This window comes from Pseudomonas sp. 37 R 15 (assembly GCF_900004865.1).
GTDB lineage: Bacteria > Pseudomonadota > Gammaproteobacteria > Pseudomonadales > Pseudomonadaceae > Aquipseudomonas > Aquipseudomonas fluorescens_AM.
The window spans coordinates 277195-302829 of record NZ_CVTV01000056.1 but is presented as its reverse complement, the minus strand read 5'-3'; the positions used below and the strand labels follow the sequence as shown (position 1 = coordinate 302829).

The following is a 25635-nucleotide window of genomic DNA, read 5'->3' as shown; positions in this document are numbered from 1 at the left end:
CCGGGTTACCCACGGATTCAAGCCTGCGTTCGGCCAGCGTGGTTTAACGGGGCGCCTGAGATCAAAAGCAGATCAAGATCAAGATCAAGAGCGGGTCGCTTCGCATCGTGGTTAGCGTTGGCTGCTACAGCATTGTGTAGATAGCCAAGGCTATCGGGAGCAAGCCCCCTCCCACGCCGGTTGGGTGGCCTGCCGGTATTGCCTGGGCGTGAACCCTGTCGATGCCTTGAACTGTCGAGTGAATGCACTGTGGTCGGTATAACCGCACTGCAACGCCACGTCGGTAATCGGCAGTTCGGTGTGCAGCAATCGGTGGGCATGCTCCAGCCGTACCTTCTGGATCATTTGCCGGGGCGTGAGGTGGAACACGCGCTTGCAGTAGCGCTCCAGCTGCGCCACGGAAATGCCGGCAATGCGCGTCAGCTCGCCGAGGGTGACACGGCGGTTGAAGTGCGCGCGGATATGTTCGTCCACGGCCGCCAGGCGCTGGTAGGCGGGGTGGGTTTCGCTGGCCGATTGCAGGTCGAGCGAGATGCCGGCCAGGCCGATGATCGCGCCGTCATCGTTATACAGCGGCCATTTGTGCGTCAGGCACCAACCCGGTTCGCGGCTGCCGTAAAGGTGCAGCTCAAGCTGGTCCTCCAGCACCAGACCCTGCTGCAGCACACGCCGGTCCTGTTCGGTATAGCCCGGCCCCAGTTGTGCGGGGAATACGTCGGCGCTGGTCTTGCCCAGCAGCGGCTGCAGTTGCCGCAGACCGCAGCGCTGCACCAGGGTGCGGTTGGCGAGCACGTAGCGGGCCTCGATGTCCTTGATGAAAATCGCCGCGTTGGGGATCACGTCCAGCAACGGCAACAGCTGCGCCGCGCCCGTCAGCAACTGCTCGATGCTGTGGGGGCGACTGCCCTGCAAGAGACTCGCAAACACGTGCTGAACCATGACCTTCATCGCCCGTTTCTGACCCCGACGCCGAGCAGATTGCCCCATGCCCGAGAACCTGTCGAGCGCTGAAAACTGTGCTGAATTCGTCGTCCATTCCGGCGCAAACCATCAATCGCCGCTCGCGCATCGGCATCACGATAGCGCCACTGCATGCCTATCCAATAACTCACAAGAAGGCGCCGCTATGTCAGGCCAAGGCAAGTTCAAGAAACAGCTGTCATTGATGGACCTCACCTTTATCGGGTTGGGGGCCATCTTCGGTTCGGGTTGGTTGTTCGCCGCCAGTCATGTCTCTGCAATTGCCGGTCCCGCCGGGATTATCTCCTGGCTCATCGGCGGCTTCGCGGTGCTGCTGTTGGGCATTGTCTACTGCGAACTCGGCGCCGCCCTGCCCCGTGCCGGTGGCGTGGTGCGTTACCCGGTGTATTCCCATGGCCCGCTGTTGGGCTACCTGATGGGTTTTATCACGCTGATCGCGTTTTCCAGCCTGGTGGCGATCGAGGTGGTCGCCTCGCGCCAATACGCGGCGGCGTGGTTTCCGGAACTGACCAAGGCCGGCTCCAGCGACCCCACCACCCTCGGCTGGCTGGTGCAGTTCGCGCTGCTGTGCCTGTTCTTCGTCCTCAACTACCGCAGCGTAAAGACCTTCGCCATCGCCAATAACCTGGTGAGCGTGTTCAAGTTCATCGTGCCGCTACTGGTGATCGGCGTGCTGTTCACCTTCTTCAAACCGGCAAACTTGCAGATGCATGGCTTTGCGCCGTTCGGGCTGTCGGGCATCGAGATGGCGGTGTCGGCCGGTGGGGTGATCTTTGCCTACCTGGGGCTCACGCCGATCATTTCGGTGGCCAGTGAAGTGAAGAACCCGCAACGTACCATTCCGATTGCGCTGATTCTCTCGGTACTGCTGTCGACCACGATCTACGTGCTGCTGCAAACCGCCTTTCTGGGTGGCGTGCCCACGGACATGCTCGCCGATGGCTGGGCGGGCATCAGCAAGCAATTGGCGTTGCCGTATCGCGATATCGCCCTGGCACTCGGCGTGGGCTGGCTGGCCTACCTGGTGGTGGCCGATGCGGTGATCTCCCCGAGCGGCTGCGGCAATATCTACATGAACGCCACGCCGCGCGTAGTGTACGGCTGGGCGCAGACCGGCACCTTTTTCAAGATTTTTACCCATATCGATGCGAAGTCCGGCATCCCACGCCCGGCCCTGTGGCTGACCTTCGGCCTGTCGGTGTTCTGGACCCTGCCGTTTCCATCCTGGGAAGCGCTGATCAACGTGGTTTCCGCCGCGCTGATCCTGAGTTACGCCGTGGCCCCGGTCACCGTCGCTGCGCTGCGCCGCACGGCCCCGCAGTTGGCGCGCCCGTTCCGGGTCAAGGGCATGGCGGTACTGGGCCCGCTGTCGTTCATCATCGCCGCGCTGATCGTGTACTGGTCGGGCTGGAGCACGGTGTCCTGGTTGCTCGGCCTGCAAATCCTGATGTTCGGGGTGTACCTGCTGTGCGCCCGCTGGGTGCCCACCGCGCACGTGAATCTCAAGCAGCAGGTGCGCTCGTCGGCCTGGCTGATCGGGTTCTATGCGCTGACCATCCTGCTCTCCAAGCTCGGCAGTTTCGGCGGCATCGGCCTTATCAGCCACCCGTTCGACACCGTCGTCGTGGCGGTCTGTGCCCTGGGCATCTACTACTGGGGCGCCGCCACCGGGGTACCGGCCCATCTGGTGCGCCTGGAAAGCGAGGACGATGAAAGCGAAGCCGTCAGTGACGATCGTTACAGCCCCCCACTTTCTCCGGCCACCCACTGATGGAGCCTTGCATGAAACGCCTGCACGTTATCGACTCCCACACCGGCGGCGAACCCACACGCTTGGTCATGAATGGCTTCCCCACGCTGGCCGGCGCCACGCTCGCCGATCAACTTGACGACCTGCGCAACCACCACGATCAATGGCGCCGCGCCTGCCTGCTGGAACCGCGCGGCAACGATGTGCTGGTGGGGGCGCTGTATTGCGCGCCGGTCACCCCGGGCGCGACCTGTGGCGTGATCTTTTTCAACAACGCCGGCTACCTCGGCATGTGCGGCCACGGCACCCTCGGCCTGGTTGCCTCGCTGCACTACCTGGGGCTGATCGAGCCGGGCGTGCACACCCTCGACACACCGGTGGGCCCGGTGACGGCCACGCTGCACGCCGACGGCACGGTGACCCTGCGCAATGTCCCCGCCTATCGCTATCGTCGCCAGGTCGCGGTGCAGGTGCCCGGCCACGGCGAGGTCGTGGGTGATATTGCCTGGGGCGGCAACTGGTTTTTCCTGGTGTCCGACCACGGTCAGGCGCTGCAGATGAGCAACGTCGACGCCCTCACCGACTATACCTGGGCCATGCTCAAGGCCCTTGAAGCCCAAGGAATACACGGCGAAGACGGCGCGCTGATCGACCACATCGAACTGTTCGCCGATGACACCGAGGCCGACAGCCGCAACTTCGTGATGTGCCCCGGCAAGGCCTATGACCGCTCTCCCTGCGGCACCGGCACCAGCGCCAAGCTCGCCTGCCTGGCGGCCGACGGCAAACTCGGCGCCGGTGAGCCCTGGGTCCAGGCCAGCATCACCGGCAGTCAATTCCAGGCGCGCTATGAATGGGACGGCGAACGCATACGCCCGTTCATCACCGGCCGTGCCCACATGACCGCCGACAGCACGTTGTTGATCGACGAGCAGGACCCGTTTGCCTGGGGCATCTGAGCCCTTCCCCACTACTCAATACCAAGGAGTCAGCACCATGAGCGACAACCTCTTCACCGGCTGCATGCCCGCCCTGATGACGCCGTGCACCGCCGCACGCAAACCGGACTTCGACGCCCTGGTGGCCAAGGGTCGCGAACTGATCGATATCGGCATGAGCGCCGTGGTGTATTGCGGCTCCATGGGCGACTGGCCGCTGCTCACCGAAGCCGAGCGCCAGGAAGGCGTGGCGCGCTTGGTGGCCGCCGGCGTACCGACCATCGTCGGCACCGGGGCGGTCAACAGCCGTGAGGCCGTGGCTCACGCCGCGCATGCCGCCAGGGTCGGCGCGCATGGCTTGATGGTGATTCCGCGTGTGCTGTCCCGTGGTGCCTCGGCCACCGCACAAAAGGCCCACTTCGCGGCGATCCTCAAGGCGGCGCCCAACCTGCCGGCGGTGATCTACAACAGCCCGTACTACGGTTTCGCCACCCGCGCCGAGCTGTTCTTCGAACTGCGCCGCGAGTACCCGAACCTGATCGGCTTCAAGGAATTCGGCGGCGCCGCCGACCTGCGCTATGCGGCCGAAAACATTACCTCCCAGGACGATGACGTGACGCTGATGGTGGGTGTCGACACCCAGGTGGTGCACGGTTTTGTCAATTGCAACGCCACCGGCGCCATCACCGGCATCGGCAACGCGCTGCCTCGCGAAGTGCTGCAACTGGTAGCGCTGAGCAAGCTGGCCGCCACGGGCGATGCCAAGGCCCGGCGCCAGGCTCGCGAGCTGGAAGCCGCGCTGGCGGTACTGTCCTCGTTCGACGAAGGCTGCGACCTGGTGCTGTATTACAAACACTTGATGGTACTCAACGGCGACCAGGGCTACGCCCTGCACTTCAACGAAACCGATGTGCTCAGCGACGCTCAACGCCGCTATGCCGAGCAACAGTACGCGCTGTTCCGCCAGTGGTACGCCAACTGGTCGGCCGAGCAGAACGTCGACTGATCCCTGTGGCGAGGGAGTTTGCTCCCCCGCCACACCCACCTCTGTTTCCAGGATGATCCCATGACTCTGACGGGCAAGATGCTGATCGGTCAGCACTCCCTTTCCGGCACGCGCGAGGCGATCCGGGCCATTGATCCAGCCACGCGCACGCCGCTGGAGCCTGCCTATGCCGGCGCCGATCGCCAACAGGTCGAGCGGGCCTGCGCACTGGCAGGGTCCGCGTTGGATACTTACCGCGAAACCTCCCTGGCCGCGCGCGCCACGTTTCTCGAGACCATCGCCGACAACATCGAAGCCTTGGGTGACGCGCTGATCGAACGCGCCGTCGCCGAAACCGGCCTGCCCCGTGTGCGTATCCAGGGCGAACGCGGTCGCACCTGCGGGCAGTTGCGCACCTTCGCCCGCACCGTGCGCCTGGGCGAATGGCTGGACGTACGCGTAGACACCGCGCAACCCCAGCGCCAACCCCTGCCCCGTGCAGACCTGCGCCAACGCCACATCGCCCTGGGCCCGGTGGCGGTGTTCGGCGCCAGCAACTTCCCCCTGGCGTTCTCGGTGGCGGGCGGCGATACCGCGTCGGCACTGGCCGCCGGTTGCCCGGTGATCGTCAAGGCGCACGCGGCCCACCCCGGCACCAGTGAGCTGGTGGGCCGCGCCATCGCCCAGGCGGTGCACCACTGCGGCTTGCCGGACGGCACATTTTCTCTGCTCTACGACGCCGGGCATGACGTGGGAGTTGCGCTGGTGACCGACCCCCGTATCAAGGCGGTAGGCTTCACCGGCTCGCGTGCTGGCGGTATTGCCTTGTGCCAGGCGGCCCAGGCGCGCCCGGAACCGATTCCGGTGTATGCCGAAATGAGTTCGATCAACCCGGTGTACCTGTTTGCGGCTGCGCTGCGCGCACGGGGCGACGCGCTGGCCGAGGGTTTTATCGCCTCTCTGACCCAAGGCGCCGGCCAGTTCTGCACCAATCCGGGCCTGGTGATCGCGGTGCAGGACGCCGCCCTGGACCGCTTTATCACCCGCGCCAGCGACGCGCTGCAGCGCTGCCCGGCCCAGACCATGCTCACTCGCGGTATCTTCAAGGCTTACGAAAGCGGGGTCGGCAGCTTGACCCAGCATGCGCGGGTCGCCGCAAAGGGCTTGTTGCCCACCGGACCGAACCAGGGCCAGGCCCACCTGTTCGTGACCCAGGCCCAGGCTTTTCTCGGCAACCCACATTTGCAAGCCGAAGTCTTCGGCGCGGCCGCGCTGGTGGTGCAGTGCAGCGATGCCGAGCAGGTGCGCCAGGTGTCCGAACACCTGGAAGGCCAGCTCACCGCCACCCTGCATCTGGACGACGATGACCTGCCGCAGGCACAAGCCTTGCTGCCGGTGCTGGAGCGCAAGGCCGGTCGCCTGCTGGTCAACGGCTGGCCGACGGGCGTGGAAGTGTGCGACGCCATGGTGCATGGCGGGCCGTTCCCGGCCACCTCGGATGCGCGCAGCACCTCGGTGGGTACGGCAGCGATCCTGCGATTCCTGCGCCCGGTGTGCTATCAGGATTTCCCGGACGCATTGCTGCCCAGCGCCTTGCAGCACGGCAACCCGTTGCTGCTGCGGCGCTTGCTCGACGGCCGGAGAGAGGCATAAGTGATGGCCGATCCCCACTCAGCGGACATCGTCGTGATCGGCGCCGGCATCATCGGCGTTGCCTGCGCCTTGCAACTGGCGCGACAAGGGCGGCAAGTGCTGGTGATCGACGCGCAGGCGCCCGGTATGGGCGCCTCCTACGGCAACGCCGGGCACCTGGCCACCGAGCAGGTATTTCCCATCGCCGACCTGTCGATCCTCAAGCGCCTGCCGGCCATGTTGCTCGATCCCATGGGCCCGCTGCGCCTGGACTGGACCTACCTGCCCCGCGCCCTGCCCTGGTTCATGCGCTTGCTGCTGAATCTGCGGCCGACACGCTATCGGCGCACTGTCGCTGGCATTCGCGCGTTAAATGAAGCCAGCCTGGGCGCTTGGCAGCGTTTGTTGGGCTCTATCGGGCAACCGCAGCTGCTGCGCGAAGACGGTTCGCTGCTGGTCTTCGAGCACGCCGAATCCCGCGCGGCGCTGGATGCCTTGCACCAACGGATGCAGCAGCAAGGCGTGCCCGTGGCGTTCTGGTCGGCGCAAGCGGTACGCACGGCGGCGCCGCAGTTGAGCGAGGCGATACGGGGCGGCTTGTTTTTTCCGGGCACCGGGCATTTTCTCGATCCGTTCGCAGTGGTCGGCGAGTTGGTGAACGCGGCCAGGGCCTTGGGTGTGACCTTTCTGCAACAACGCGTCGTGGATGGCCGCGTGGATAATGACGGTGTGTCATTGATGACGGATCACAGCGTAGTCACCGCGCGCCAGGTCCTGATCGCCTGCGGCGCTCACTCGGCTCATCTCACCGCCGCCCTCACCGGCAAGCGCGTGCCGCTGGACACCGAGCGCGGCTATCACCTGATGCTGCCCCACGAACACCAGCGCCTGCCCTTCGCCGTCACCTCACTGGAGCGCAAATTCATCATGACCCCCATGGCCGACGGCCTGCGTCTGGCCGGCACCGTGGAATTCGCCGGCCTGGAACTTCCGGCGAATATGCAGCGGGCGTGGCAGTTGCACCGTTTGAGCGACGGCCTGTTCCGCCAGCCGCTGAATGCCGCTGACGCCACACCGTGGATGGGCTTTCGACCTTCCCTGCCCGACTCATTGCCGATCATCGACCGGGTATGCGACGGCAAGGTGCTGCTTGCGTTCGGTCATCAGCATCTGGGATTGACCCAGGCGGCGGTGACGGCGGAAAAAATCGCCGGGCTGGCAGGCGGTGAGGCGGTGCCGGGATTGCAGGCGTATCGATTGGAGCGGTTTTGATAAGCCCTTAACAGGGCTGATTCGAGGAGGCCGCGAATAATGCATCCGCGGTGTCCTGGATATCGTCGCGCTGGCAGAGCGTGTTCAGCCAACCGACGGGGATCCCATGGACACCATAATGTGCACCGGCCAACTGCCCCACGATAGCGGCGGTCGTGTCGGCATCATCCCCCAGGTTGGCCGCTGCGAGCACCGCTTCGGCAAAACTGGCGGTGTGCTCGAAACACCAGAACGCCGCTTCCAAGGACGCGACCGCATAACCTGATCCTGTAATGTCTGCCTGGGCCTTGTCGCGATACTCACCACGGGCGATCGCCATGACCTTGGGCGCCGATAACGCGCTGTCCTCCAGGCGCAGCACTTCATTCTTCGGCGCACCGCTCAAGGCCCTGCTCATCGCCTCGGCCAGCAGCACGCAGCATTCGATAGCCTCTTGGGCGGCGTGAGTAGTACGCGAACTGAGCGCGCTGAATCGGCGGATGCTTTCCAGGTCTGGAAAGTAAAACAGCACCACAGGCGCGAGTCGCATCATCGAACCATTACCGGCCGAATACGGGTCGGTGGAACCGGAAAACGCCTCGCCATTGCGCTCGAATGACGCCAGCGCTTCACGCACCGTCATGCCGATATCGAAGCATTCACCGGTCGAGCTCAAGTAGCCCCACTTCCACCAGTTCAGATAACGCCCCATCTGATCCGCTGCGTCAAAACCGCCCTTGCGCAGCAGGCTCTCGGCCAGGCACAGCGCCATGGAGGTGTCGTCGGTCCATTGGCCCGGTTGGAGGTTGAACGGCCCGCCGCCGACCATATCGGTGACGGGCGAAAAGGTGCCCCTGGGCATGAACTCAACCGTGGTGCCTACCGCGTCGCCACAGGCCAGCCCAAGCAAGCTGCCGCGATAACGATCCAAAAGCGTGATGTCCATCAACCCTCCCTGAGAAAACATTGCCCCCCCTACTACTTGACCAAGCGCTTTTCTTTAGAGGGGCGATAGCCGAAATACGCGCTGTAGCACTTGCTGAAATGACTCGGTGACACAAACCCGCAGGCCACCAGCACGTCCACCTGCGACAGCTCGGTGTGCTGCAACAGCCGCCGCGCTTCGGTCACGCGCAACTCCATGTAGTAGCGCTGCGGCGTGGTGCCCAGCTGTTCCTTGAACAGGCGCTCCAACTGGCGACGCGAGCGGCCGGCGTAGACGGCGAGCTGGTCGAGCTCAAGCGGTTCTTCGAGGTTGGCGTCCATCAGCTTGAGCACTTCGCGCAGCGGTGCGCTGACGCAGACGTTTTCGGTCGGCTTGATGCGGCGGTAGCGCGACTCTTCGAAGGCGAGGATGTCTTCGATGCCTTCGACCAACGCCTTGCCGTGCAGGCCCTTGATCCAGTCCAGGGCCATATGGAAGGCACCCGAGGGGCTGGAAGCGGTGAGGCGGTCGCGGTCGATCACATAGGGCTCGCTGGTGACCTGCGCGGCTTTGCACACCTCCGCCAGCGCCGGACGATGCTCCGGGTGGATGGCGCAACGGTAGCCCTGCAACAACCCGGCGCGGCCGAGAAACCACGAGCCGTTCCACAGGCCGGCAAGCCCTATACCCTGTTCGGCAGCGGCGTGCAGGATATGGATAAAGTCTTCACTGGCCTTGAGTTCGGTGCGAAATCCGCCACAGATCACCAGCAGGTCCAAATCCTGCAACACCGAAGGTTCCAGGCGCGCATCGGGACGGATGACCAGGCCCAGGTCGCTGATGATCTCACGCTCGTCCCACCCGAACGTGCGTGTCACGAACAGCTCCGGACGCAGCAGGTTGGCGGTGACCAGCGTGTCGAGGGTCTGGGTGAAGGCAGGCAGCGAGAAATGTTCGAGCAGCAGGAAGCCGATGCGGGTGACCGCCGCTCTCTGCTGGGGGTTGTCATTGAGGTAGCGCAGGTTCTTACCCTTCATGCCACCGCTGAACTGGCGTCTTTCCATCGCGGGTTGGCCCACTCTTATTGTTGATGCAGTGGGCGCTATCTTAGGGGCAAATGCGGTGGCTGTCTCACTCCCTGCGGCTGATCAGCAAAAACCTGTGGTGCCTGAAAACCTGCGACTCAGGCGCTCGCTCGCCATCTGATACGGTTTTTTGCGCATCATCTGCCTCTGTATCGAAAGCCGCCCGAAGCGGACAATGGCGCCACCCGACATTCCTGTCGTCCCCCCTTCCCTTTGGAGGCCTTATGACCAAGATGGCTATTTTCCTGTTCGGTTTTCTGGTGCTGACCATCGGCATCGGCTTGCTGGCGACCATCTCGCCGGTCTAGTGGGGCTGTCACCCCACAAAAAGCATCGGATACAGCGACAGCACCAGCAACCCCGCCATGGTCCAGTTGAATGCCCGCAACCAGCGCGGCTCGCGCAATACACTGCGCAAGCCGCTGCCGCAGCCGACCCACACGCACACACTCGGCAGGTTGACCACGGCAAACACCAGCGCAATCACCAGCACATTGGTCACGTAACCCTCGGCCGGCGTGTAGGTCGTAATCGCGCCCAGTGCCATGATCCACGCCTTGGGGTTGACCCACTGAAACGCCGCCGCGCCAAGAAAAGTCATCGGCTTGCCCTGTTCGTCCTCACTGTCCGTCATGCCGCCGGCGTTGGCGATCTTCCAGGCCAGGTACAGCAGATAGGCAGCGCCGACATAGCGCAGCAGCGTGTACGCCCAGGGGAACAGCTTGAACACTTCGCCCAGGCCCAGTCCCACGCAAATCACCAGCACCATGAACCCAAGGCTGATCCCCAGCGCATGGGGCATCGAACGGCGAAAGCCGAAATTCACGCCAGAGGCCAGCAACATGGTGTTGTTGGGCCCAGGAGTGATCGACGACACGAAAGCGAACAGCACAAAGGCTGACAGAAGACTGGTGGACATGACCATGGCGCGGCATCCAAGCGGGGTTGATGTGCCTGCGACAGTAGAGGGTTGTGCGCTTTATCGCCCCATACAGCTGGCGCTGGATCGAGGAATACACTTTGATGACATGGGTTTCACGAAGCTTTCACAGACGCAGGCCTAGAGTTATCCCAGCTCCTACATGAACACCTTTTAGCCCGCTCCCCCATCGCGGGCTTTTCTTTGCCTGTGATTTTCCCCGGATAAACACAATGGACGCGTTGATAGACGATCTCGGCGGTCCCAGGACTGCGCAGCAGGAACTGTTCTACGACCTCGAAGATGCCGGCGCCGTGATCGGCTGGTCGGTGGTTGAACTGACGGCCCTGGCGGCCAGCGGCAGCGCGGGTAATCAAGCGGCGCTGCTGACCAAAGTGTGCGCCCTGCTGGCCATTCAGCAGAAACGTCTTGAAGCCTATGCGCATGAAGTCAAAGAGCAGCGAATCAATCGAGCTGAAGCGGCTGGCTGAGACCAGCCGCAAATCGGCATGGGTAGGGGCAATCAGCGGTGTTGCGTTGAATGCTGGCTACCGTCGGTTTGTTGTTTTTTTACACGCTTGCGCGTTCTGAGTTCGTATTGGTGGTGGACAAACCAAATCACCAGAAGCAGAGCCGTCACGCCGAAAACCAAAGTTAAAAGCTCTAGCGCAGTACCTTCGTGTGCAAACATTTTTCGTTCCTCATCCTGAAGCCGTGTGACCGAAAAACAGTCACACCGAAATTGTTTGTAACAATACAAACAATTTCAGGGTAGTCGGCTGAGGCGTCCGTGACAACCGTTTAAGGGCCGGAACCCTTGATCCAGACACGTCATTCGTCGAAAACCACGGATGCGGGATTTGAAAAAACGATGGCTGGGTCGTTCTGCACCGCAAAAAAAACCCGGCGCCAGGCCGGGTTCATTCGCGTGAATCAATCACTAGTTATCCGGATGCTCACTGGCCACCGAATCGGCCGCATCCACATCCGACATATCCTCCTCCAGCGGCGCCTCGTCGTCCGGCGGCAGTGGAATAGTGTCCTCATCACGCTTAGGGTCGTGACCGGTTTCGTTATCGGTATTGCGGGTCACGTCCTGTTGAGACAGGTTCCCCGGGGCATTTTCGTTGATATGCATGCTGGCTCTCCGTTCCTACGCTCGGGATATCCGCGCTTGATATTCAGAGACGGCATGGCAGGCAGAGTGCCGGGTGGCAGACGAATGGTGATCCTATGTGGGAGGGGGCTTGCTCTCGATGGCGGTGGGTCAGTCAATATAGATGTTTCTGACTCACTGCTATCGAGGCCAAACCCTAATGCCAGTCAGTTGAGCGAACGAGATGCTCAAAGCAGCGAAGATCAAATGTGGGAGGGGGCTTGCCCGCGAAGACGTCGGCCCAGCAAACACTGATGTTGGTTGACCCACCGCTATCGGGGGCAAGCCCCCTCCCACATTTGATTTTCTCAGTCTTGTAGATTGAGTCAGCAGCAAAATCCTCTATTTCCAACCGGCATGCATCCGCTCTGTCTTGCTTCGGAGATTTCCCACAAGCCGAAGCGGTTGAGCCCTGGGAACCAACTTGGCTAGGATTCGACGTCGCAGTAAATCCTGTGGCCGGGTGTCGCAACCTGAAGTAGTCTGAGGCGCGGTAGCGCCATAGCTCTGTAGCAGGCGCTTTTTTTATGCCTGCTTACCGCATCTATGGTGGACCGTGTGAGGCGGGCTTTTGCCCGGCCGGTACCCTCGGACACCGGTTTGCGACCCTTGCACGGTCCACCACCCATCCGTGTCGCAACGGCGGTGGTGGCCTCTTAACTGTCTGAGGATCGAGAGGATGTTTTTAACAAATCGTAATGATCGAGCTGTTGAAGTTGAAGTCGTGAAAATCGATTGGTGCTTAGTCGTGAGCAGTTGTTCAACGTGTGGCGCATTGGAGTATCGGCCATGAAAACGTACCCAATTGATAGCGATCTTCCCACCAGTGCTTTCACAGTACGGCCAGATATTAGTTCCGAAGAAGCATTAGTAAACGCAAGCGAAATCTTGGCTTCAGCAACCGCAATGGCGAATGAACAAGCACATGCTTCAAGCGGTTCACAGCGTCTTCAAACGTTTGGGTTGGCTCAGCTTATTGAAAGCGCGGGACTTCTGGTGAATGTTGCGTTGGAGAAGATTAGCCCAGTCACTCGCTAAATTTTTAGTGTATAGCTGGAAATAGCAAGGATTAGAATTTTAATGTTGCTCCAACCTTGGTCTTCACTCCTCTTGTAAGGAGGAGTGAAGACTAAGTGACGCGCCACAAACCATCAGTCGCGACCAATTCCCGTGATGCCAGCGGCGCTCGGGAGCTGCCAGCTCTTTCTGATGTTGTGAATGATGGTCTGACCCCAATTAGTTCCTTCGATGCACGCACATACCAAATCAGAATACTCATACTTAGGCGGAGCCCATGGATCAATAAGACCAAGCGCTCTAATTAAAGTCGCAACCATTCCAGCCTGATTAAAAACATATAAAAAAACGTCGCCATCATATTTAGGTAAGCTTTGGTCAGAGGCATACAATATTTGATTCCTGAAATTAGCTCTATCCTTAACCATCTCTGGAAAATTACCAAATCCACCTTGAGTAGCTATCGCTTTCACCCCATCAAAAATGATGTCCTCCCAACGAAGGCCATTTTTAGTTTTAAGGCTGAGCGGAGGCTCAATAAAAACAGATTTACTTGTCCCTTTTATGGGCATGAACACACCGAACGCTTTGCGCTTCCCAGCCTTACAGGGAAACAAGCGTAGATTATCTAACCCAGTAATATTCTCAGCATGGAAGGATGTATACCAACTTTTGATAGCCTGAATAAAAATTATTATGGCTTGTTTATCTTGATGACTTCTAAATTGAATTTTGTCAGCCCCCTTATAGCGTAAACGCTTTAAAGAGAATATAAGTGCAGCCGCTGCTTCTTCCTCAGCACAAACAGAACGAAAAACAGCCATTAAAGGATCAACGCCCAATATTTTCCTTGCCATACTTATGTGCAAACAAGAACTTTTAGTTGCGAGCTTAACACGACCAGAACAACCTTCTATAAAGTCATCATATTGTACAAAAGAGTTAATTCTTTGATCAAGATCGTCAAATCCAACGCGACCTATTTCGCGCCCACGTTTCAGCCCGCTAGCGATAGCTTCTACGACTGTCACCCCCGGAACGCTATCGCGGTATTCCTCGTGAATGGGTATCCCCGCTGAGGTATATACGCCAACGAACAATTGAACCGACCCGTTTACTGCAAGCCGACCTAGCGACTCGACATATTTACCACTAATCAGAACTTCATCTCTGCTCTGGTGGTTCTCTTGAGTTAAAGCCCAATCGAAGTACGTTTTTGTTCTCTGAATAACGTCTGGCCTCATTCCTTGCAACCTCCTGAATAATTGAACGCAGTAACACACACCCATTGGATTCACGTCAGCAGGTGAAGTACTCCTATGTCCGCACGACAGAAGAAACACCCCTTCGATTTCAAAACCCAATATGGATTCGGTTTCAATCCTCAGGACGATGAGATCGTTGTCGGCGGCTTCTGCGGCCGCGCGGGGACCGGACTGGAGATAGGCTATGGCTGTGTAGCGTCAGTGGCCAAAAATCACAACCCAGCGACTATCCGCATGCACACTGCGAACCACCATACCTCGTACCACTTCACTACTGTCGTGCTTGAAGTCGATCCCGACGAGACTGCCTGCCTCAATCACTCTCGCCTAATAGCGAATACTTATAGCTGCAGGTCTTTGCCCGTGCGATGAATAAGATCTTCGGCGATTTTTAACAGCAGGGGAACCTCCTGCACTAGCAATTTTTCCTGACCTGAGAACGGGGTAAACCTCGACTCTTCCCCTTCTTTGTTGTGCACGAGTGCGTTACGTATCTGATAGATCCTCGTACCGATGGACGGAAAAATTTGGTTATCTGACAGATCGATCCTGTTGAGCTTACCAAACACATCCTGCTCCACAGTGAAGCCTGCACCGTATTCGGCATCATAGCTTTGTATCCAGTTGCGAAGGCCTTCCTTATCGATATGTTGTTCTAAAACAGTCTGAAGCATTACTTTTTCATTCATCTTGCTGTCAAATGTCCTGATCACTTTTGTCAGGCCTCGAAGCTTTGCGACTTTTGCGTGTGAGAAATCCGGCGCTAGCAGATGATCTTTAATTTTCTTATGCAATACATGCTCGGAAGCGTCTGTATAAAAGTACTCAAGAATTTTGTACAGAGCCAAATATGCAAGAACTAGGCTCTCGGCCCCTAGCGCCATTTGGTAATATGCGACTAACTCTTGATTGTAAGTCTGCAGCGGAAACTGTACCACTTCGGAGCGGCTACTAGGAATTCGAAAAAAAGACCGTTCCCATGATTTAAGCGGCACTAGCCCAACACCATTTCCGTATGACATATGGTACAAGCCAGACTCCGCAATTAACTGCAGTTGCTTAGCACTCTTTCTTTGAGAATAGTTAGAAGGCGCAAAAACCTTCACCGACATAAATCTAGAGTACAGATCTCGCAACCCCAAATTTGAACCAGCTTTGCTTACTGACCTATACATGGTGGATCTACGAAATTCTTTATTCATCTCATCCACATCTGCCATGCCCATAATAAATATCACGGACAAAGGGCTAAGTTCAATGAGAAAACCTGACTGTTCATGCTTTAGCGTGATAGTTCTATTTTCGCGAAACAACCTATAAGAACCAGGCCCATTACCATGTATTTCAATCGCCTGCTCATAATAGCCTTCATGAAATACACTAGTCTCGGTAACTTGCTTCGGTGACTCCTTAAAACTCTTATAAGCATCCAACTCTACAGCAGTAACGGTAATAGCCACTCCCCGCACAGACAGTTTTACAGCCCCTTCCAGTGCTTCCACATCACCGATCTTAAGCCCCCTAAGGACCGACTTAACTTCGTCCATGATCGAATTAGATATCAGATTCAAGCTTTCCACTTCCATACTTATCCTTAAGGTAAAGACCGAGATGATCCGATAATATTACAACGCCATAAGCGAGATGTCCCTAAGTCAACAGAAAGGCTATAGAGCTAGCTCGGCCACCAGCTTTGCGCCTAACTCCCGACCAGCCACCTGCGCCAGGCCATGGTCAAACTAGGTTAGGTCACCGGCTGCTGGGCGCGCCGCAGTTTGGGTCCATGAACACTCAGCGCGCCCCAAACTTCTCCCTTAAATGGCTACCGGTAAGCCGTTGGCCGCATTCTACCGTCAGTACGGTGAGGACCACCTCATGGAAATACAAAGCGAAACCCTCGCCGAGGAAGAGCTGGCAGCTATCACAGGCTACCTGCTCCCCTCCAAACAAATCCAATGGCTGGCTGACAACCGTTGGGAATTTGTTCTAACCGGTGCCCGGCGCCCAATAGTGGGCCGGGTATACGCTCGACTAAAACTTGCAGGCGTTAAGCCTTCGGCGTCTAACGCAGTAGCCGAAACCTGGACGCTCGACCTTTCGAATGTGAGCTGATCTATGCGCCAGAAAAGCACAGCCAACCGAGATCTACCACCACGGATGATACGGCGCATTCGCAAGGGTAAGAGCGGAAAGACATGGACATCGTATTACTACGACGGCAGGACTGCGGACGGAAAGCGAAAGGAAATTCCGTTGGGCACCGACCTCGACCAAGCGAAGGTCGAATGGGCCAGGCTCGAGCGCAAGGCACCTCCGAAACCCAACCATCTGATGGGTTATGTGTTCGACCGGTATGAAAAAGAAATCATCCCAGGCAAGTCAATTCGTACCCAGTCCGATAACCGCAAAGAACTCAAACAACTGAGAAGAGCGTTTGAGAGCGCACCCATTGAGTCGATCACGCCCCAAGTAATAGCTCAGTACCGAGATGCCAGGACAGCCAAGGTCAGGGCCAACCGTGAGATCGCCCTGCTCTCCCATGCCTTTACCATTGCACGCGAATGGGGGCTGACTGACAAAGCAAACCCTTGCTTTGGCGTTCGACGCAACAAGGAAAAGCCACGGGACTACTATGCAGGTGAAACCGTATGGAGCGCGGTTTACGCGGAGGCAGTACAGGAGCTCAAGGACGCGATGGATCTGGCCTACCTGACGGGCCAACGTCCTGCCGATGTGCTCAAGATTGCAGCCACCGATTTGAACAACGGTTTCTTGCTGATTGGCCAGGGCAAAACCGAAAAACGCCTCCGCCTTCGTTTGGAGGAGGCAGGAGTACAGTCCGGGCTGAGCGCCTTTATTGAAGACCTGCAGGAACGTAGAACCATCAATGGGATTCGTACCTCAACCTTGATCACCAATGCCTCTGGACTTCGAATGAGCCAGCAGATGTTGCGCAACCGGTGGGATGATGCGCGGGAGAAGGCGGCAATCAAAGCTGCGTCTGATGGCGACCCGGCATTGGCCACGAGCATTCGACAGTTTCAGTTCAAGGACATCCGGCCGAAAGCTGCTAGCGAGATCGAACTGTCCCACGCAAGCCGGCTATTGGGCCACTCCACCGAGGAGATGACCAAAAAGGTCTATCGGCGAGTCGGAGAGATAGTGAAACCTACGAAATGACCCTGATTCAGCCATGACTCCAATCAGTAACAAATAATGAAAACAACTACCTCAGCCCGGCCACATTTACTGGTTCGCCCTACCGGCCTGAAGTGAGAGACTAGCAAGTGAACAATCAGCTATAATAGTTTACATCCAGAGGAAGACGAAACTAGCTATACATTGTTAAACTTACAAACCCGTATAATAATTTGGCATCTTCCCAATAAAAGCCAATAACAAACCACCCAAAATCAAATATTATAGACTTAAACCCCTTCGCATTGGAAAGGTAGGATATGGATATTCTTCAAAGACAGCTTGACGAAGTCATCGCAGAATTCATGGAAAAAATCGAAACAGAGGCCGACTTTGAAATTGCGTCAGAATCCCTAAACAAAAAAACGATTGCACTGATAAACAATCTCCCAAAGTCAATTCTTAGATCAATAAAAAAAGACGCATTTGGAGCAGGACTTTCCGATCGCAGGACTCAAAACAATAAATTCGTAGCACGGAATTTTGAGCGATGGGAGGAAGGATTTAATACACTTGAACTCCTGATAGAGATATGTGTAGAAGCAGGCAGCAGCAACAACACGAGATTGCGCCCGGACGCAGTTGAAACCCAAAATATTGTATTTGACGTCCTAACTAGATTGCATGCCAAAGCATGCTTAATCTCTAAAGAAATCATCTGTTTGCTCAAAAATGGATTCGCGGATGGTGCTCACGCACGATGGCGCGCACTACACGAGATAACTGTTACTGCTTTATTTTTGGCGATGCATGAAAAGGACACTACGGAAAGATACGTTTCACACGAGATAATAGACTCATATAAAGGTGCCTGCCAACATAAAGAATACGCGAATCGTTTACAAGCAGCCCCTCCAAATGAAGAGGATTTGCGCATCTTAAAAATTGAGTACGACGCAGCGATTCAACGATTCGGCTCAAATTTCAGTAATGCTTACGGCTGGGCTGAACTTGCTATAGGAAAGAACAGAGCAAACTTCTCCGACATAGAAAAGGCAGTTGGACTTGATCATTGGCGCCCTTATTATAAATGGGCCAGCCAAAATATCCACGCCGGCGTAAAAACCATCAGATCGTCTTTAGGCCTCACCGACTCACAGAAAGGGTTACTGCTTGCAGGCTCAAGTGATTCGGGAATGGTGGATCCCGCCCACTCGATGGCCATTTCACTAACACAAATCACCTGCACACTACTAGGACAATCACCCAATATCGATAGCGCTGTAACAATGAAAATCATACAATTGCTATGCGATGAAACCGGTGATACTTTTTTGAAGTGCAGCAAAGCAAAATAGAAAACTGATAAGATTATGGGCCAATAGAAATAAACTCTCAACGGGCGCTGAGATGGCCTGATGCAAACAATTATTAGCACGACCGACTGTAAGCTACTGCCTTAGTTCGCTTATAGCGGTCTATCTGGATAGAGAGGTGACTTAATTAAATCACTTACGCTCAGACAGCCAAGCTCAGCTGCACCTGAGCAGGTACGGTCGCGCGACGCCAAAGCCAGGCATCGAACTCGCGACGAGGAAGAGATAGGAGATCGGCAGCACAGCAAAACGACTTACGGAGAAAATGGTAATCGTCATTTTCAATACCAACCGATCGTGCGAAGGCACGAACGTGACGATCAACAGCAATAGAGTCGATACCAACCAGGCACGCCATATAGTCAACCGTTTTTGGCCCGATGCCATTCACTGTTTGAATGGCATCGCAGAACTCGACAGAAACCAAGGCTGTACGTAGATCTTGCGCGTCTTCGATCCCCATGCCCTGCAAGAAAAGCACAAGTGCTTCAAATCGGCCCACTTTTTCAAAATGGCGCCAATTCAAAAAAGCACCGACATTGCTAGCTTGAACCAACGAGACCAATGAGGAGATTGTATCCAGATCAGGATGCGACTGTAGAATTGCAAGGACACGAGGCCGCACGACCGTGGTGTAATTGAGGCCCGCCTGAAGTACAGAATCTGCCAGCACCGCCCCAAGATGCTCACAAGTGGCACGCGGATGCTTCTCATCGAAGAGCGCGCCCTCCTCCTTGGCGCGGTTAGCAATACGACGTGCAACCAGGAGAACATCGACGAGGGAGTTGCTCATACCAATTTAGCCTCTTTCAGCGCGTTCAAGCGCTCAACACAGTTCGGGCAAGCGCCGCATGGAAAATGGGCCGACGCCTGACAGGAGTAAGTCCTACCAATCGGTACGCCTAGCGCAGCTGCGGTCATAGCCACATCGCTTTTGGAGGAATATCGGAAGGGTGAATGGAAACGGACAGAGCCTATTGTCGAGGTTAGCCCATCAAGGCTGTTCATAAACGCAGCAGTACAGTCGATTTCTTTAGCGTGGTTGCTGTTAATGAAGCCAGTATAGACATCCAAAATCCCGACGGTCTGGGCGCGCGCTGCAGCAGCTGCAAAGAAGAGCATCGTCCGATACGGGATGTACAGGTCGTCGTCCTTCACTTCTTCTATCCAGAGATCAGCCTCTCGGATAAGGCGAGACTGCGACCCCCGGAAAATATCCGAGATATCAAAGCGCTCAGGTGGCACCATTCCGGATGGAAGGACCTCATTCACCCGCTCCCATTCAACGTCGGCGCAATGCTGCCCGTAATCGAAAAAAATTGGTACTACTTCAACGCCTTGGGCGACGAGCTGATATGCCACGGTGGTGGAGTCCAAACCACCTGATGCCAGTAATAGGGCCTTTTTCATGACTTTTCGCGCCCTAATTCAGCAATTACGTTGAAGATTCCGTTGAGACATGTGTCGAGGTCGGCGGAGAATATAGAGCTACCAACCATGACCATCGTGTTTTCATTCTCGCGCCGAGGATCATAGGTGACGATCTTTTTGCCCATTTCAATAGCCATCCCAATCTCTACGAGGGTTCCGGGGTCACGATCGAGAGGAATTGCAAATACCACGTCGCAGTCCCTTAGTAGCTGACAGTCCAAAAAATAGGCTCGACGCAGACCGCTTTCAGTGGCCGGCCTCTCTAACTCACCGTTCTCTACTATTGGTCGTCGTACTCTAAAATTGTGGTACATGAGGCTATCCACCGCCCGATCAAGCTCTCGCTTGTCGACGTAAGAAAAGTCCGGGCCTGCAAGATAGATAGAGTATTTCTGCCGCTCGTGCCACGGAAGCGACGTCCCACCAAGACCTTGCAGCGTACTTAAAGGTAGCCTAAACCCACGCTGTACTTCCCGCTTGATATCGTCTGGGAACGTAGACTGAGAGTAGATTGTCGCAGCCTGACACCCACGCCACGCCGCCTCGACCCACCCTTTCTGTGAGTGGGCGACCATAACACTTGAGTAAACATCCCCTACGCCCACGGAATTAATGGTGCGACCCAACGTTGCCGGGATCTGTAGAACGCTTCCCTTACGCAAATCGAAAAGCCGGCTCCCACCACGATTCTCTTTAAGCAGGAAGACTTCTGGTGAAAGTTTTCGGACGGCAGCAAGCAATCCATCAAGATCTTCATGCCCTAAATTCATGAACAGAGACGATGACGTCGAAATAATGACTGCTTGCAATCGACCTCGAAACGCTTCGAGCGACGATAGGTCCTCAAGATCATAGGCAACATCGAACGAGAACCGTGCATCTTTGGAGAATGCCTGAGCAAGCGCTTCAATGCTGAACTTGCCCGGAAAGACGACAACCTTTTGGTAAACTTCTAACGAGGGTAAAGGATCGCGGAGCTTCAATCTCTTCGTCTCACGCATAAGGTCCTCATAACCTTGATGCGCAACCTCTGTCACATCACCAATAACAATGACATTGGGAGCTCCGACCACATCCCCAAGCCAAATGAATTCGTAGCACTCAAGCTGCGCAAGGTAGTCAGTTGCTTCGTCGACGAGATATTGCGGACAAAAAACAGCAACGGAGTATTCAACCCCTGCTGCCCAAAGTCCTCTTGCAGCATGCGCTACGCCCCCCAAGCGAAGCTTACACATTGAACCATGCTGGCCCAGCGTGTAATCGACAACAAGCTCTCCGACCACCAAGACTCTTTCTATAGTGCCCATAATTATTGCGGCACGAAGTCAGCTTCGACGGTAGGTACAGGTGATGCCGCGGACAAAGTGACCAGACCTACGTAACTAACACCGTCTTGCATGCATGCAACAAGATAATTGTATAGCGTAGGAAGTGCACCAACCTTCAAACCATTTGCGTCAACCGCAAAAACGCGCTGCCCGTCGAAGATAATCGTCAACTGAGTACTCGGAGGCGGGACAGTCCTGGACTGCGAGTAAAACTGGCCATTTCCAACATCTTCCAACAGTACGTGAAAGGCCTGGCTGCACCTATCAACTCCGCTTGTACCTCCAGCAACTCCTGCACCGTCGCCTGCCACTTCCTTGGCTTTCGTACCAGGATAATCCGAAAAACGCCCAGATCCAGAGCTCCCCATAACACCCTCCTTGTGATAGCGATTTGCCTCAGTAGAGGGTGTTTGTATCCTCTTCCATGGGTTAATGCAATCCAGCTGTCGGAAATTAGCTAACTGAGACGAACCCTTCATGAATGCTAAAAACAGCCTTAAATGGCTGGCACGATACTGAAGTTTGCAGATGCTAGGAACTGCGCTGTGATTCGCACCGCCTAGGGCGCTCATTAGCTCGTATAAAGGGCTGGTTGCGGAAGTGATTCAAAAAGTTGCGGAAGTGATCCTCAAATTACAGGCAATAAAAAACCCCGTAGACGTTAATCTACGGGGTTTCTAAGAGTGGAGGCCGAGGTCGGAATCGAACCGGCGTAGGCGGATTTGCAATCCGCTGCATAACCATTTTGCTACTCGGCCTCAAACGATCAATGCCTGTGTTGCCGGCACTCACCGCATACAAACTTGAGTGGGCTCTGTGAAGCGCGCCTCTACTCTGACTCATCCAACACATCTAACTCATTGAATACATTAAAGTTTTTAATGCTTCGTTGCGTTCGATGGGCGCCATTATGTACTTATTTGCTTTTGCCCGCAACCCCTTGATTTCAAAAATATTTCGCATTGGCATCAAGGGGTTGCGTGGCCGCCCTACTCCTGAACGCGCTGCATCTGGTACTGCGGGTCGGCCTTGATCTGGGCTTCGGTGAACGGCATTGGGTGCAGCTGTTTCTCGGAGAAGGCTTGGGTCTGGTCCTTGGCGTATTTTGAGTCAGGGTTGCTGGATTCGGAGAACGCCAGTACGCCTATCGCCTGCGGGCCTTGGTCGTCGAAGCTGACGATTTGCAAATAGCTGGTGCCGCTGACGACTTCGCGTTTGCCGTCGGCGCGGGGTACGGTTTGCATGGCGTTGTAGATGCCCAGTTCCTGCGGGCCGCCATGCATGGGGGTTTGGCCGGAGACCTGGATGTCGCCCCAGCGTTTCACGCCGAGTGTGTCGACGGCGGCGCTGGAGGCGAGCATGGCTTCGCGCAGGGCTTTGGCCACGGGCGCGCGGTCGATGGCAAGGCCCTTGGGTGTGGTCAGCGGGTGGGCCGGGTCGAAGGCGACGCGCCACGCGTCGGGAATCTGCTGCAGGTGTTCCACCAGGTTGATGAAGTGCACCAGGCCCAGGCCGCTGTCGAGGTTGGCGCGCTGGTCCCAGGTTTTCAGGCGGGTGCACACTGACTCAAGCGCTGCGGCATCGTTGCCCAGGTACCTGGCGCAGAACGCCAACAGGTCAGGCATGACTTGCCCCGCCAGGTACACCTCGTTGTCCATGACCATGCTTTGCAGGGCGCTGACGGTAATCGGCTGTTTCTCCAGGGCTTGCAGGCGTTGCAGGGCAAAACGCGCACGGGGGCCGAGGCCGATGTTGTCCTGGCTGATCACCGGGGAGAAGCCGGTGAGCGGCGCCTTGGGGTTGGCCATCCAGGCCGAATCGTTGGAGTGCTGCACGTAGTCGCTGCGTTGCAGTTGCGGCAATTGAGCGGCCGCGAAGATGCCCGCTTGCGCGGCGTGAGGGTCGATGTCCCAGGCGCAGGCGCTGCGGCTGCCGTCGAGCATGATCATTTGCAGGCCTGCCCGCGGGTCGCTGCATTGCGCGAGCTTGGCGGCACTGACGTTGGGCACTACCGACAGGTTCATGTACAGGCTCTGGCCCTGGTCATCGGCAGCCAGGGTGTTGACCCACGGGATGCCTTGCAGGGTATGCACCGAGGTTTGCAGCGCCTGGAGGCTGTCGGCGCGGTTCATGGCGTACCACTGTTGCAGCACGCGGTCGTTGCCGAGGTTGGCGTCGCGCAGGCTGTAGGCGTAATGGTTGTCCCAGTCCAGTTTGCCGGGCCATTGCACCACGGGGCCGAACTGCGAGCTGTAGACGTCATGGGTGACGTCCTTGAGGCTGCCATCGGCTTGCTTGGCCTGAACGGTCAGCGTGGTTTTATCCAGGGGCAAGGATTTGCCGTCGAGCAGGTAACGGGTCGAATCCTTGGGGTCGAGGGTCAGGCGGTACAGGGTGAAATGCTTGGAGGTGTCCACCGTGTGCGTCCACGCCACGTGCTGGTTGAAGCCGATATTCACCACCGGCAAGCCGGGTAGCGCCGCGCCCATCACATCCAGATGGCCGGGAATGGTCAGGTGCATCTGGTAAAAACGCATGCCGCCCACCCATGGAAAATGCGGGTTGGCCAACAGCATGCCGCGCCCATTGAAGGAGCGATCTCGGCCCACCGCGACGGCGTTGCTGCCCCGGTCCAGGGTGAAACGCTGTTGATGCGCCGCAGCCAGCTCGAATGCCTTGGCGTCCGGCTGCACAGCGGCCGTGGCCTGGGGAGGCGTCGCGCCAACCAACGCTTCGGCGAACTGCCCGACGCCACCTTCTACCAGCAGCCTGCGTGTCAGCTTGACCAGGTCTTCTTTGACCAGTGGACGCACCCACGCCGCCTGACACTGCGCCGGTGCGCCCTGCTCTTTCAGATAACGATTGAAGCCTGCCACATAGCCGTCGATACGCTGGCGGATCTGCGGCGTTTGCGCGCTCCAGAATGCCTGCACCGCGCTCGGCGTGTTCAGCCAGGTAAAGAACACGTCGCTGGCGAGGTTGTTGCGTTCTTCCAGGGTGGTCTGCTCGGGGCCAAAGAATCGGGCACGCTGACCGTTCACCGTAACGATTTCATTGGCCAGCAGGCACAGATTGTCCTGGGCATACGCGTAGCCGATGCCGAAACCCAGGCCACGTTCGTCGTTGGCGCGGATATGCGGCACGCCATAGGTGGTACGCCGAATCTGCGCCGACGCCTGCGTCACCTCCTCGCGCGCCGATGCCGCCAGGCTCAACCCCAGCAACATCCCCGCCACGCCTATCCTGGACAACCTATTGGAAATAATCACGCCGACTCCACAGTCAATTGAACACCCTCGATAGGGACAACTACCCCACCGTTAGGACGCAACTCACCGGGAATAATTTAGCGGCGCGGCAGGTTTATTCCTGGCGAGTGCACTGTGACAAACCCGATACCGACAAATTTTCTACAGTCTGCACTTCATGATTTTGCTCGTTCGTTCGTCTTATTGAATAAGAGCACCATCATTTTCCTGATCAGGCTCTGATAAGGAGTTTTGCATGTACAACCCACAAGCACCCACGGATGGACATTCAGCAACCGCCGAGGCCGGTTTCGGCAACGGCCCGCAAGGGTTCGGCAACGCGCCCGAACAGCAGGGCAACCAGCGCATACGCCATTTGCTCAAGTGTTTCGGTCTGCGCACCAGCCTGATCCGGCTGAAGGTCATCGACGCCCTGCTCACCGCTGCCGACAACCAGCGCACCCTCGGCGTGCGCGGTGTGCACAGCCATTTGCTGGAACTGGGCATCCCGTTGTCGTTTCTCAGCGTGCGCGAGGTGCTCAAGCGCCTGTGCAGCGAGGGCGTGATCACCCTCAATGCCGACAAGAGCTACAGCCTCCACGAAGAGGCTGCCAAAGTGCTCGATGGGCGCGCCTGAATCACGCGCTATCAGAAGTGAGGCTTGACCTTGCGCCGCATGATGCCGTTGATCACCACCACGACAACGGCAATCGCAATGGCCAGGTACTGGAAGGTTTTTTCGCTGATCACCCCGATGTTCTGCAGGTAAGACAGGCCGAACATCGAGGCCAGGACGGCCAGGGCAATCAGAATCGAGTATTTCAAACGTTGTTTTTGGGTCATGACGAGTTCCTGAACCTGAAGAATGTATCCACTTTGTATCGCTGCGCATGCCAGGCACCTACCCGGTGGCGAGGACGGATGGGGCCCGGCGGGGGCTTATGTTACAGGCGATGAAAAATTTTGGCTTGTGCTACGCCTGACTGGTTTGAACCGATACCCAGGACACCGGCGGATACACCATATTCGCCCCGCCTTTACGGAACGTACCGACGCTATAGACCCAACTATACGAAGCCCAACAAGGAAGAATCATTCCTCAAACATCATAGGGAAACTTGGGCCAACGTCACTTGGACTACTCAATTGATTTCAGGCCTCGCCAACCTCCGTATACGCCGGGACGTTTCCTCCCTGGAAAACACCCCGC

The 25635-nt window shown here is 57.0% G+C and carries 24 protein-coding genes, 1 tRNA gene and 1 pseudogene; 12 read left to right on the top strand and 14 right to left on the bottom strand.

Annotated elements, in window-relative coordinates; genetic code table 11:
- Positions 1-150 precede the first annotated feature (150 nt).
- A complete protein-coding gene (locus BFQ04_RS22295; protein ID WP_065952730.1) occupies positions 151-939 on the bottom strand; it encodes an AraC family transcriptional regulator in 789 nt (262 codons plus the stop codon).
- 187 nt (positions 940-1126) lie between these two features.
- On the opposite strand from BFQ04_RS22295, the gene BFQ04_RS22290 reads away from it, so the two are divergent.
- Genes BFQ04_RS22290 through BFQ04_RS22270 form a run of 5 tightly spaced genes read left to right on the top strand, consistent with a single transcriptional unit; the run spans position 1127 to position 7558 of the window.
- On the top strand, positions 1127-2752 hold the full coding sequence (locus BFQ04_RS22290; protein WP_065952647.1) for an APC family permease: 1626 nt from the start codon (positions 1127-1129) through the stop codon (positions 2750-2752).
- 11 nt (positions 2753-2763) lie between these two features.
- Positions 2764-3690, top strand: coding sequence for a 4-hydroxyproline epimerase (locus BFQ04_RS22285; protein ID WP_065952646.1), 927 nt, complete (start codon positions 2764-2766; stop codon positions 3688-3690).
- A 37-nt stretch (positions 3691-3727) separates the two neighbouring features.
- Complete coding sequence (locus tag BFQ04_RS22280; protein ID WP_065952645.1) at positions 3728-4675, top strand: dihydrodipicolinate synthase family protein; 948 nt, start codon at positions 3728-3730, stop codon at positions 4673-4675.
- A 60-nt stretch (positions 4676-4735) separates the two neighbouring features.
- Positions 4736-6307: an aldehyde dehydrogenase (NADP(+)) gene (locus BFQ04_RS22275; protein ID WP_065952644.1), complete on the top strand. Its 1572-nt coding sequence runs from the start codon at positions 4736-4738 to the stop codon at positions 6305-6307.
- Between the two features lie 3 nt (positions 6308-6310).
- Complete coding sequence (locus BFQ04_RS22270; protein WP_065952729.1) at positions 6311-7558, top strand: NAD(P)/FAD-dependent oxidoreductase; 1248 nt, start codon at positions 6311-6313, stop codon at positions 7556-7558.
- A 7-nt stretch (positions 7559-7565) separates the two neighbouring features.
- Here the strand turns inward: BFQ04_RS22270 and BFQ04_RS22265 are convergent, their stop codons facing one another.
- From BFQ04_RS22265 to BFQ04_RS22255, 3 genes are all read right to left on the bottom strand, one after another.
- Positions 7566-8483, bottom strand: a complete 918-nt coding sequence (locus tag BFQ04_RS22265; protein WP_065952643.1) for an ADP-ribosylglycohydrolase family protein — start codon at positions 8481-8483, stop codon at positions 7566-7568.
- A 32-nt stretch (positions 8484-8515) separates the two neighbouring features.
- The gene (locus BFQ04_RS22260) at positions 8516-9499 is read right to left on the bottom strand and encodes a GlxA family transcriptional regulator (RefSeq protein WP_065952728.1); all 984 of its coding nucleotides are present in this window, start codon (positions 9497-9499) and stop codon (positions 8516-8518) included.
- Between the two features lie 364 nt (positions 9500-9863).
- Positions 9864-10472, bottom strand: coding sequence for a LysE family translocator (locus BFQ04_RS22255; protein WP_065952642.1), 609 nt, complete (start codon positions 10470-10472; stop codon positions 9864-9866).
- A gap of 227 nt (positions 10473-10699) precedes the next feature.
- On the opposite strand from BFQ04_RS22255, the gene BFQ04_RS22250 reads away from it, so the two are divergent.
- On the top strand, positions 10700-10957 hold the full coding sequence (locus BFQ04_RS22250) for a hypothetical protein (RefSeq protein WP_065952641.1): 258 nt from the start codon (positions 10700-10702) through the stop codon (positions 10955-10957).
- A gap of 32 nt (positions 10958-10989) precedes the next feature.
- On the opposite strand, the gene BFQ04_RS29750 is transcribed toward BFQ04_RS22250, so the two are convergent.
- Positions 10990-11157, bottom strand: coding sequence for a hypothetical protein (locus BFQ04_RS29750; protein ID WP_175413306.1), 168 nt, complete (start codon positions 11155-11157; stop codon positions 10990-10992).
- 249 nt (positions 11158-11406) lie between these two features.
- Entirely contained in the window at positions 11407-11604 is a 198-nt protein-coding gene (locus BFQ04_RS22245; RefSeq protein WP_065952640.1) for a hypothetical protein, read from the bottom strand.
- Positions 11605-12411: 807 nt separating this feature from the next.
- Here BFQ04_RS22245 and BFQ04_RS28885 point away from each other — a divergent pair.
- The gene (locus tag BFQ04_RS28885) at positions 12412-12660 is read left to right on the top strand and encodes a DUF6124 family protein (RefSeq protein WP_139111960.1); all 249 of its coding nucleotides are present in this window, start codon (positions 12412-12414) and stop codon (positions 12658-12660) included.
- Positions 12661-12773: 113 nt separating this feature from the next.
- Here the strand turns inward: BFQ04_RS28885 and BFQ04_RS22240 are convergent, their stop codons facing one another.
- Positions 12774-13883, bottom strand: a complete 1110-nt coding sequence (locus BFQ04_RS22240; protein WP_065952639.1) for a hypothetical protein — start codon at positions 13881-13883, stop codon at positions 12774-12776.
- Between the two features lie 75 nt (positions 13884-13958).
- Here BFQ04_RS22240 and BFQ04_RS30125 point away from each other — a divergent pair.
- Positions 13959-14216, top strand: a pseudogene (locus tag BFQ04_RS30125) (DNA cytosine methyltransferase); the annotation flags it as partial.
- Positions 14217-14245: 29 nt separating this feature from the next.
- Here BFQ04_RS30125 and BFQ04_RS22235 read toward each other — a convergent pair.
- A complete protein-coding gene (locus BFQ04_RS22235; RefSeq protein WP_065952638.1) occupies positions 14246-15490 on the bottom strand; it encodes a hypothetical protein in 1245 nt (414 codons plus the stop codon).
- Between the two features lie 289 nt (positions 15491-15779).
- Here BFQ04_RS22235 and BFQ04_RS22230 point away from each other — a divergent pair, with 289 nt between their 5' ends.
- The 3 genes from BFQ04_RS22230 to BFQ04_RS22220 all read left to right on the top strand — a co-directional run bounded on the left by BFQ04_RS22230 (position 15780) and on the right by BFQ04_RS22220 (position 18400).
- Entirely contained in the window at positions 15780-16016 is a 237-nt protein-coding gene (locus tag BFQ04_RS22230; protein ID WP_065952727.1) for a DUF4224 domain-containing protein, read from the top strand.
- 3 nt (positions 16017-16019) lie between these two features.
- On the top strand, positions 16020-17084 hold the full coding sequence (locus BFQ04_RS22225; RefSeq protein ID WP_065952637.1) for a tyrosine-type recombinase/integrase: 1065 nt from the start codon (positions 16020-16022) through the stop codon (positions 17082-17084).
- 278 nt (positions 17085-17362) lie between these two features.
- A complete protein-coding gene (locus BFQ04_RS22220; protein WP_065952636.1) occupies positions 17363-18400 on the top strand; it encodes a DUF5677 domain-containing protein in 1038 nt (345 codons plus the stop codon).
- A gap of 160 nt (positions 18401-18560) precedes the next feature.
- Here the strand turns inward: BFQ04_RS22220 and BFQ04_RS22215 are convergent, their stop codons facing one another.
- The 5 genes from BFQ04_RS22215 to BFQ04_RS22190 all read right to left on the bottom strand — a co-directional run bounded on the left by BFQ04_RS22215 (position 18561) and on the right by BFQ04_RS22190 (position 24446).
- The gene (locus BFQ04_RS22215) at positions 18561-19211 is read right to left on the bottom strand and encodes a hypothetical protein (protein ID WP_065952635.1); all 651 of its coding nucleotides are present in this window, start codon (positions 19209-19211) and stop codon (positions 18561-18563) included.
- A complete protein-coding gene (locus BFQ04_RS22210; protein ID WP_065952634.1) occupies positions 19208-19828 on the bottom strand; it encodes a 7-cyano-7-deazaguanine synthase in 621 nt (206 codons plus the stop codon). The genes BFQ04_RS22215 and BFQ04_RS22210 overlap by 4 nt, the downstream gene beginning before the upstream one ends.
- The gene (locus tag BFQ04_RS22205) at positions 19825-21132 is read right to left on the bottom strand and encodes a nucleoside 2-deoxyribosyltransferase (RefSeq protein WP_218187764.1); all 1308 of its coding nucleotides are present in this window, start codon (positions 21130-21132) and stop codon (positions 19825-19827) included. The genes BFQ04_RS22210 and BFQ04_RS22205 overlap by 4 nt, the downstream gene beginning before the upstream one ends.
- Positions 21133-21861: 729 nt before the next feature.
- Positions 21862-21935: transfer RNA gene (locus tag BFQ04_RS22195), tRNA-Cys, on the bottom strand.
- A 231-nt stretch (positions 21936-22166) separates the two neighbouring features.
- On the bottom strand, positions 22167-24446 hold the full coding sequence (locus BFQ04_RS22190; protein WP_065952632.1) for a bifunctional acylase PvdQ: 2280 nt from the start codon (positions 24444-24446) through the stop codon (positions 22167-22169).
- A 235-nt stretch (positions 24447-24681) separates the two neighbouring features.
- On the opposite strand from BFQ04_RS22190, the gene BFQ04_RS22185 reads away from it, so the two are divergent.
- A complete protein-coding gene (locus BFQ04_RS22185) occupies positions 24682-25062 on the top strand; it encodes a fe2+ zn2+ uptake regulation protein (RefSeq protein WP_065952631.1) in 381 nt (126 codons plus the stop codon).
- A gap of 11 nt (positions 25063-25073) precedes the next feature.
- Here the strand turns inward: BFQ04_RS22185 and BFQ04_RS22180 are convergent, their stop codons facing one another.
- Positions 25074-25268, bottom strand: a complete 195-nt coding sequence (locus tag BFQ04_RS22180; protein WP_005788056.1) for a hypothetical protein — start codon at positions 25266-25268, stop codon at positions 25074-25076.
- Positions 25269-25635: the final 367 nt, after the last annotated feature.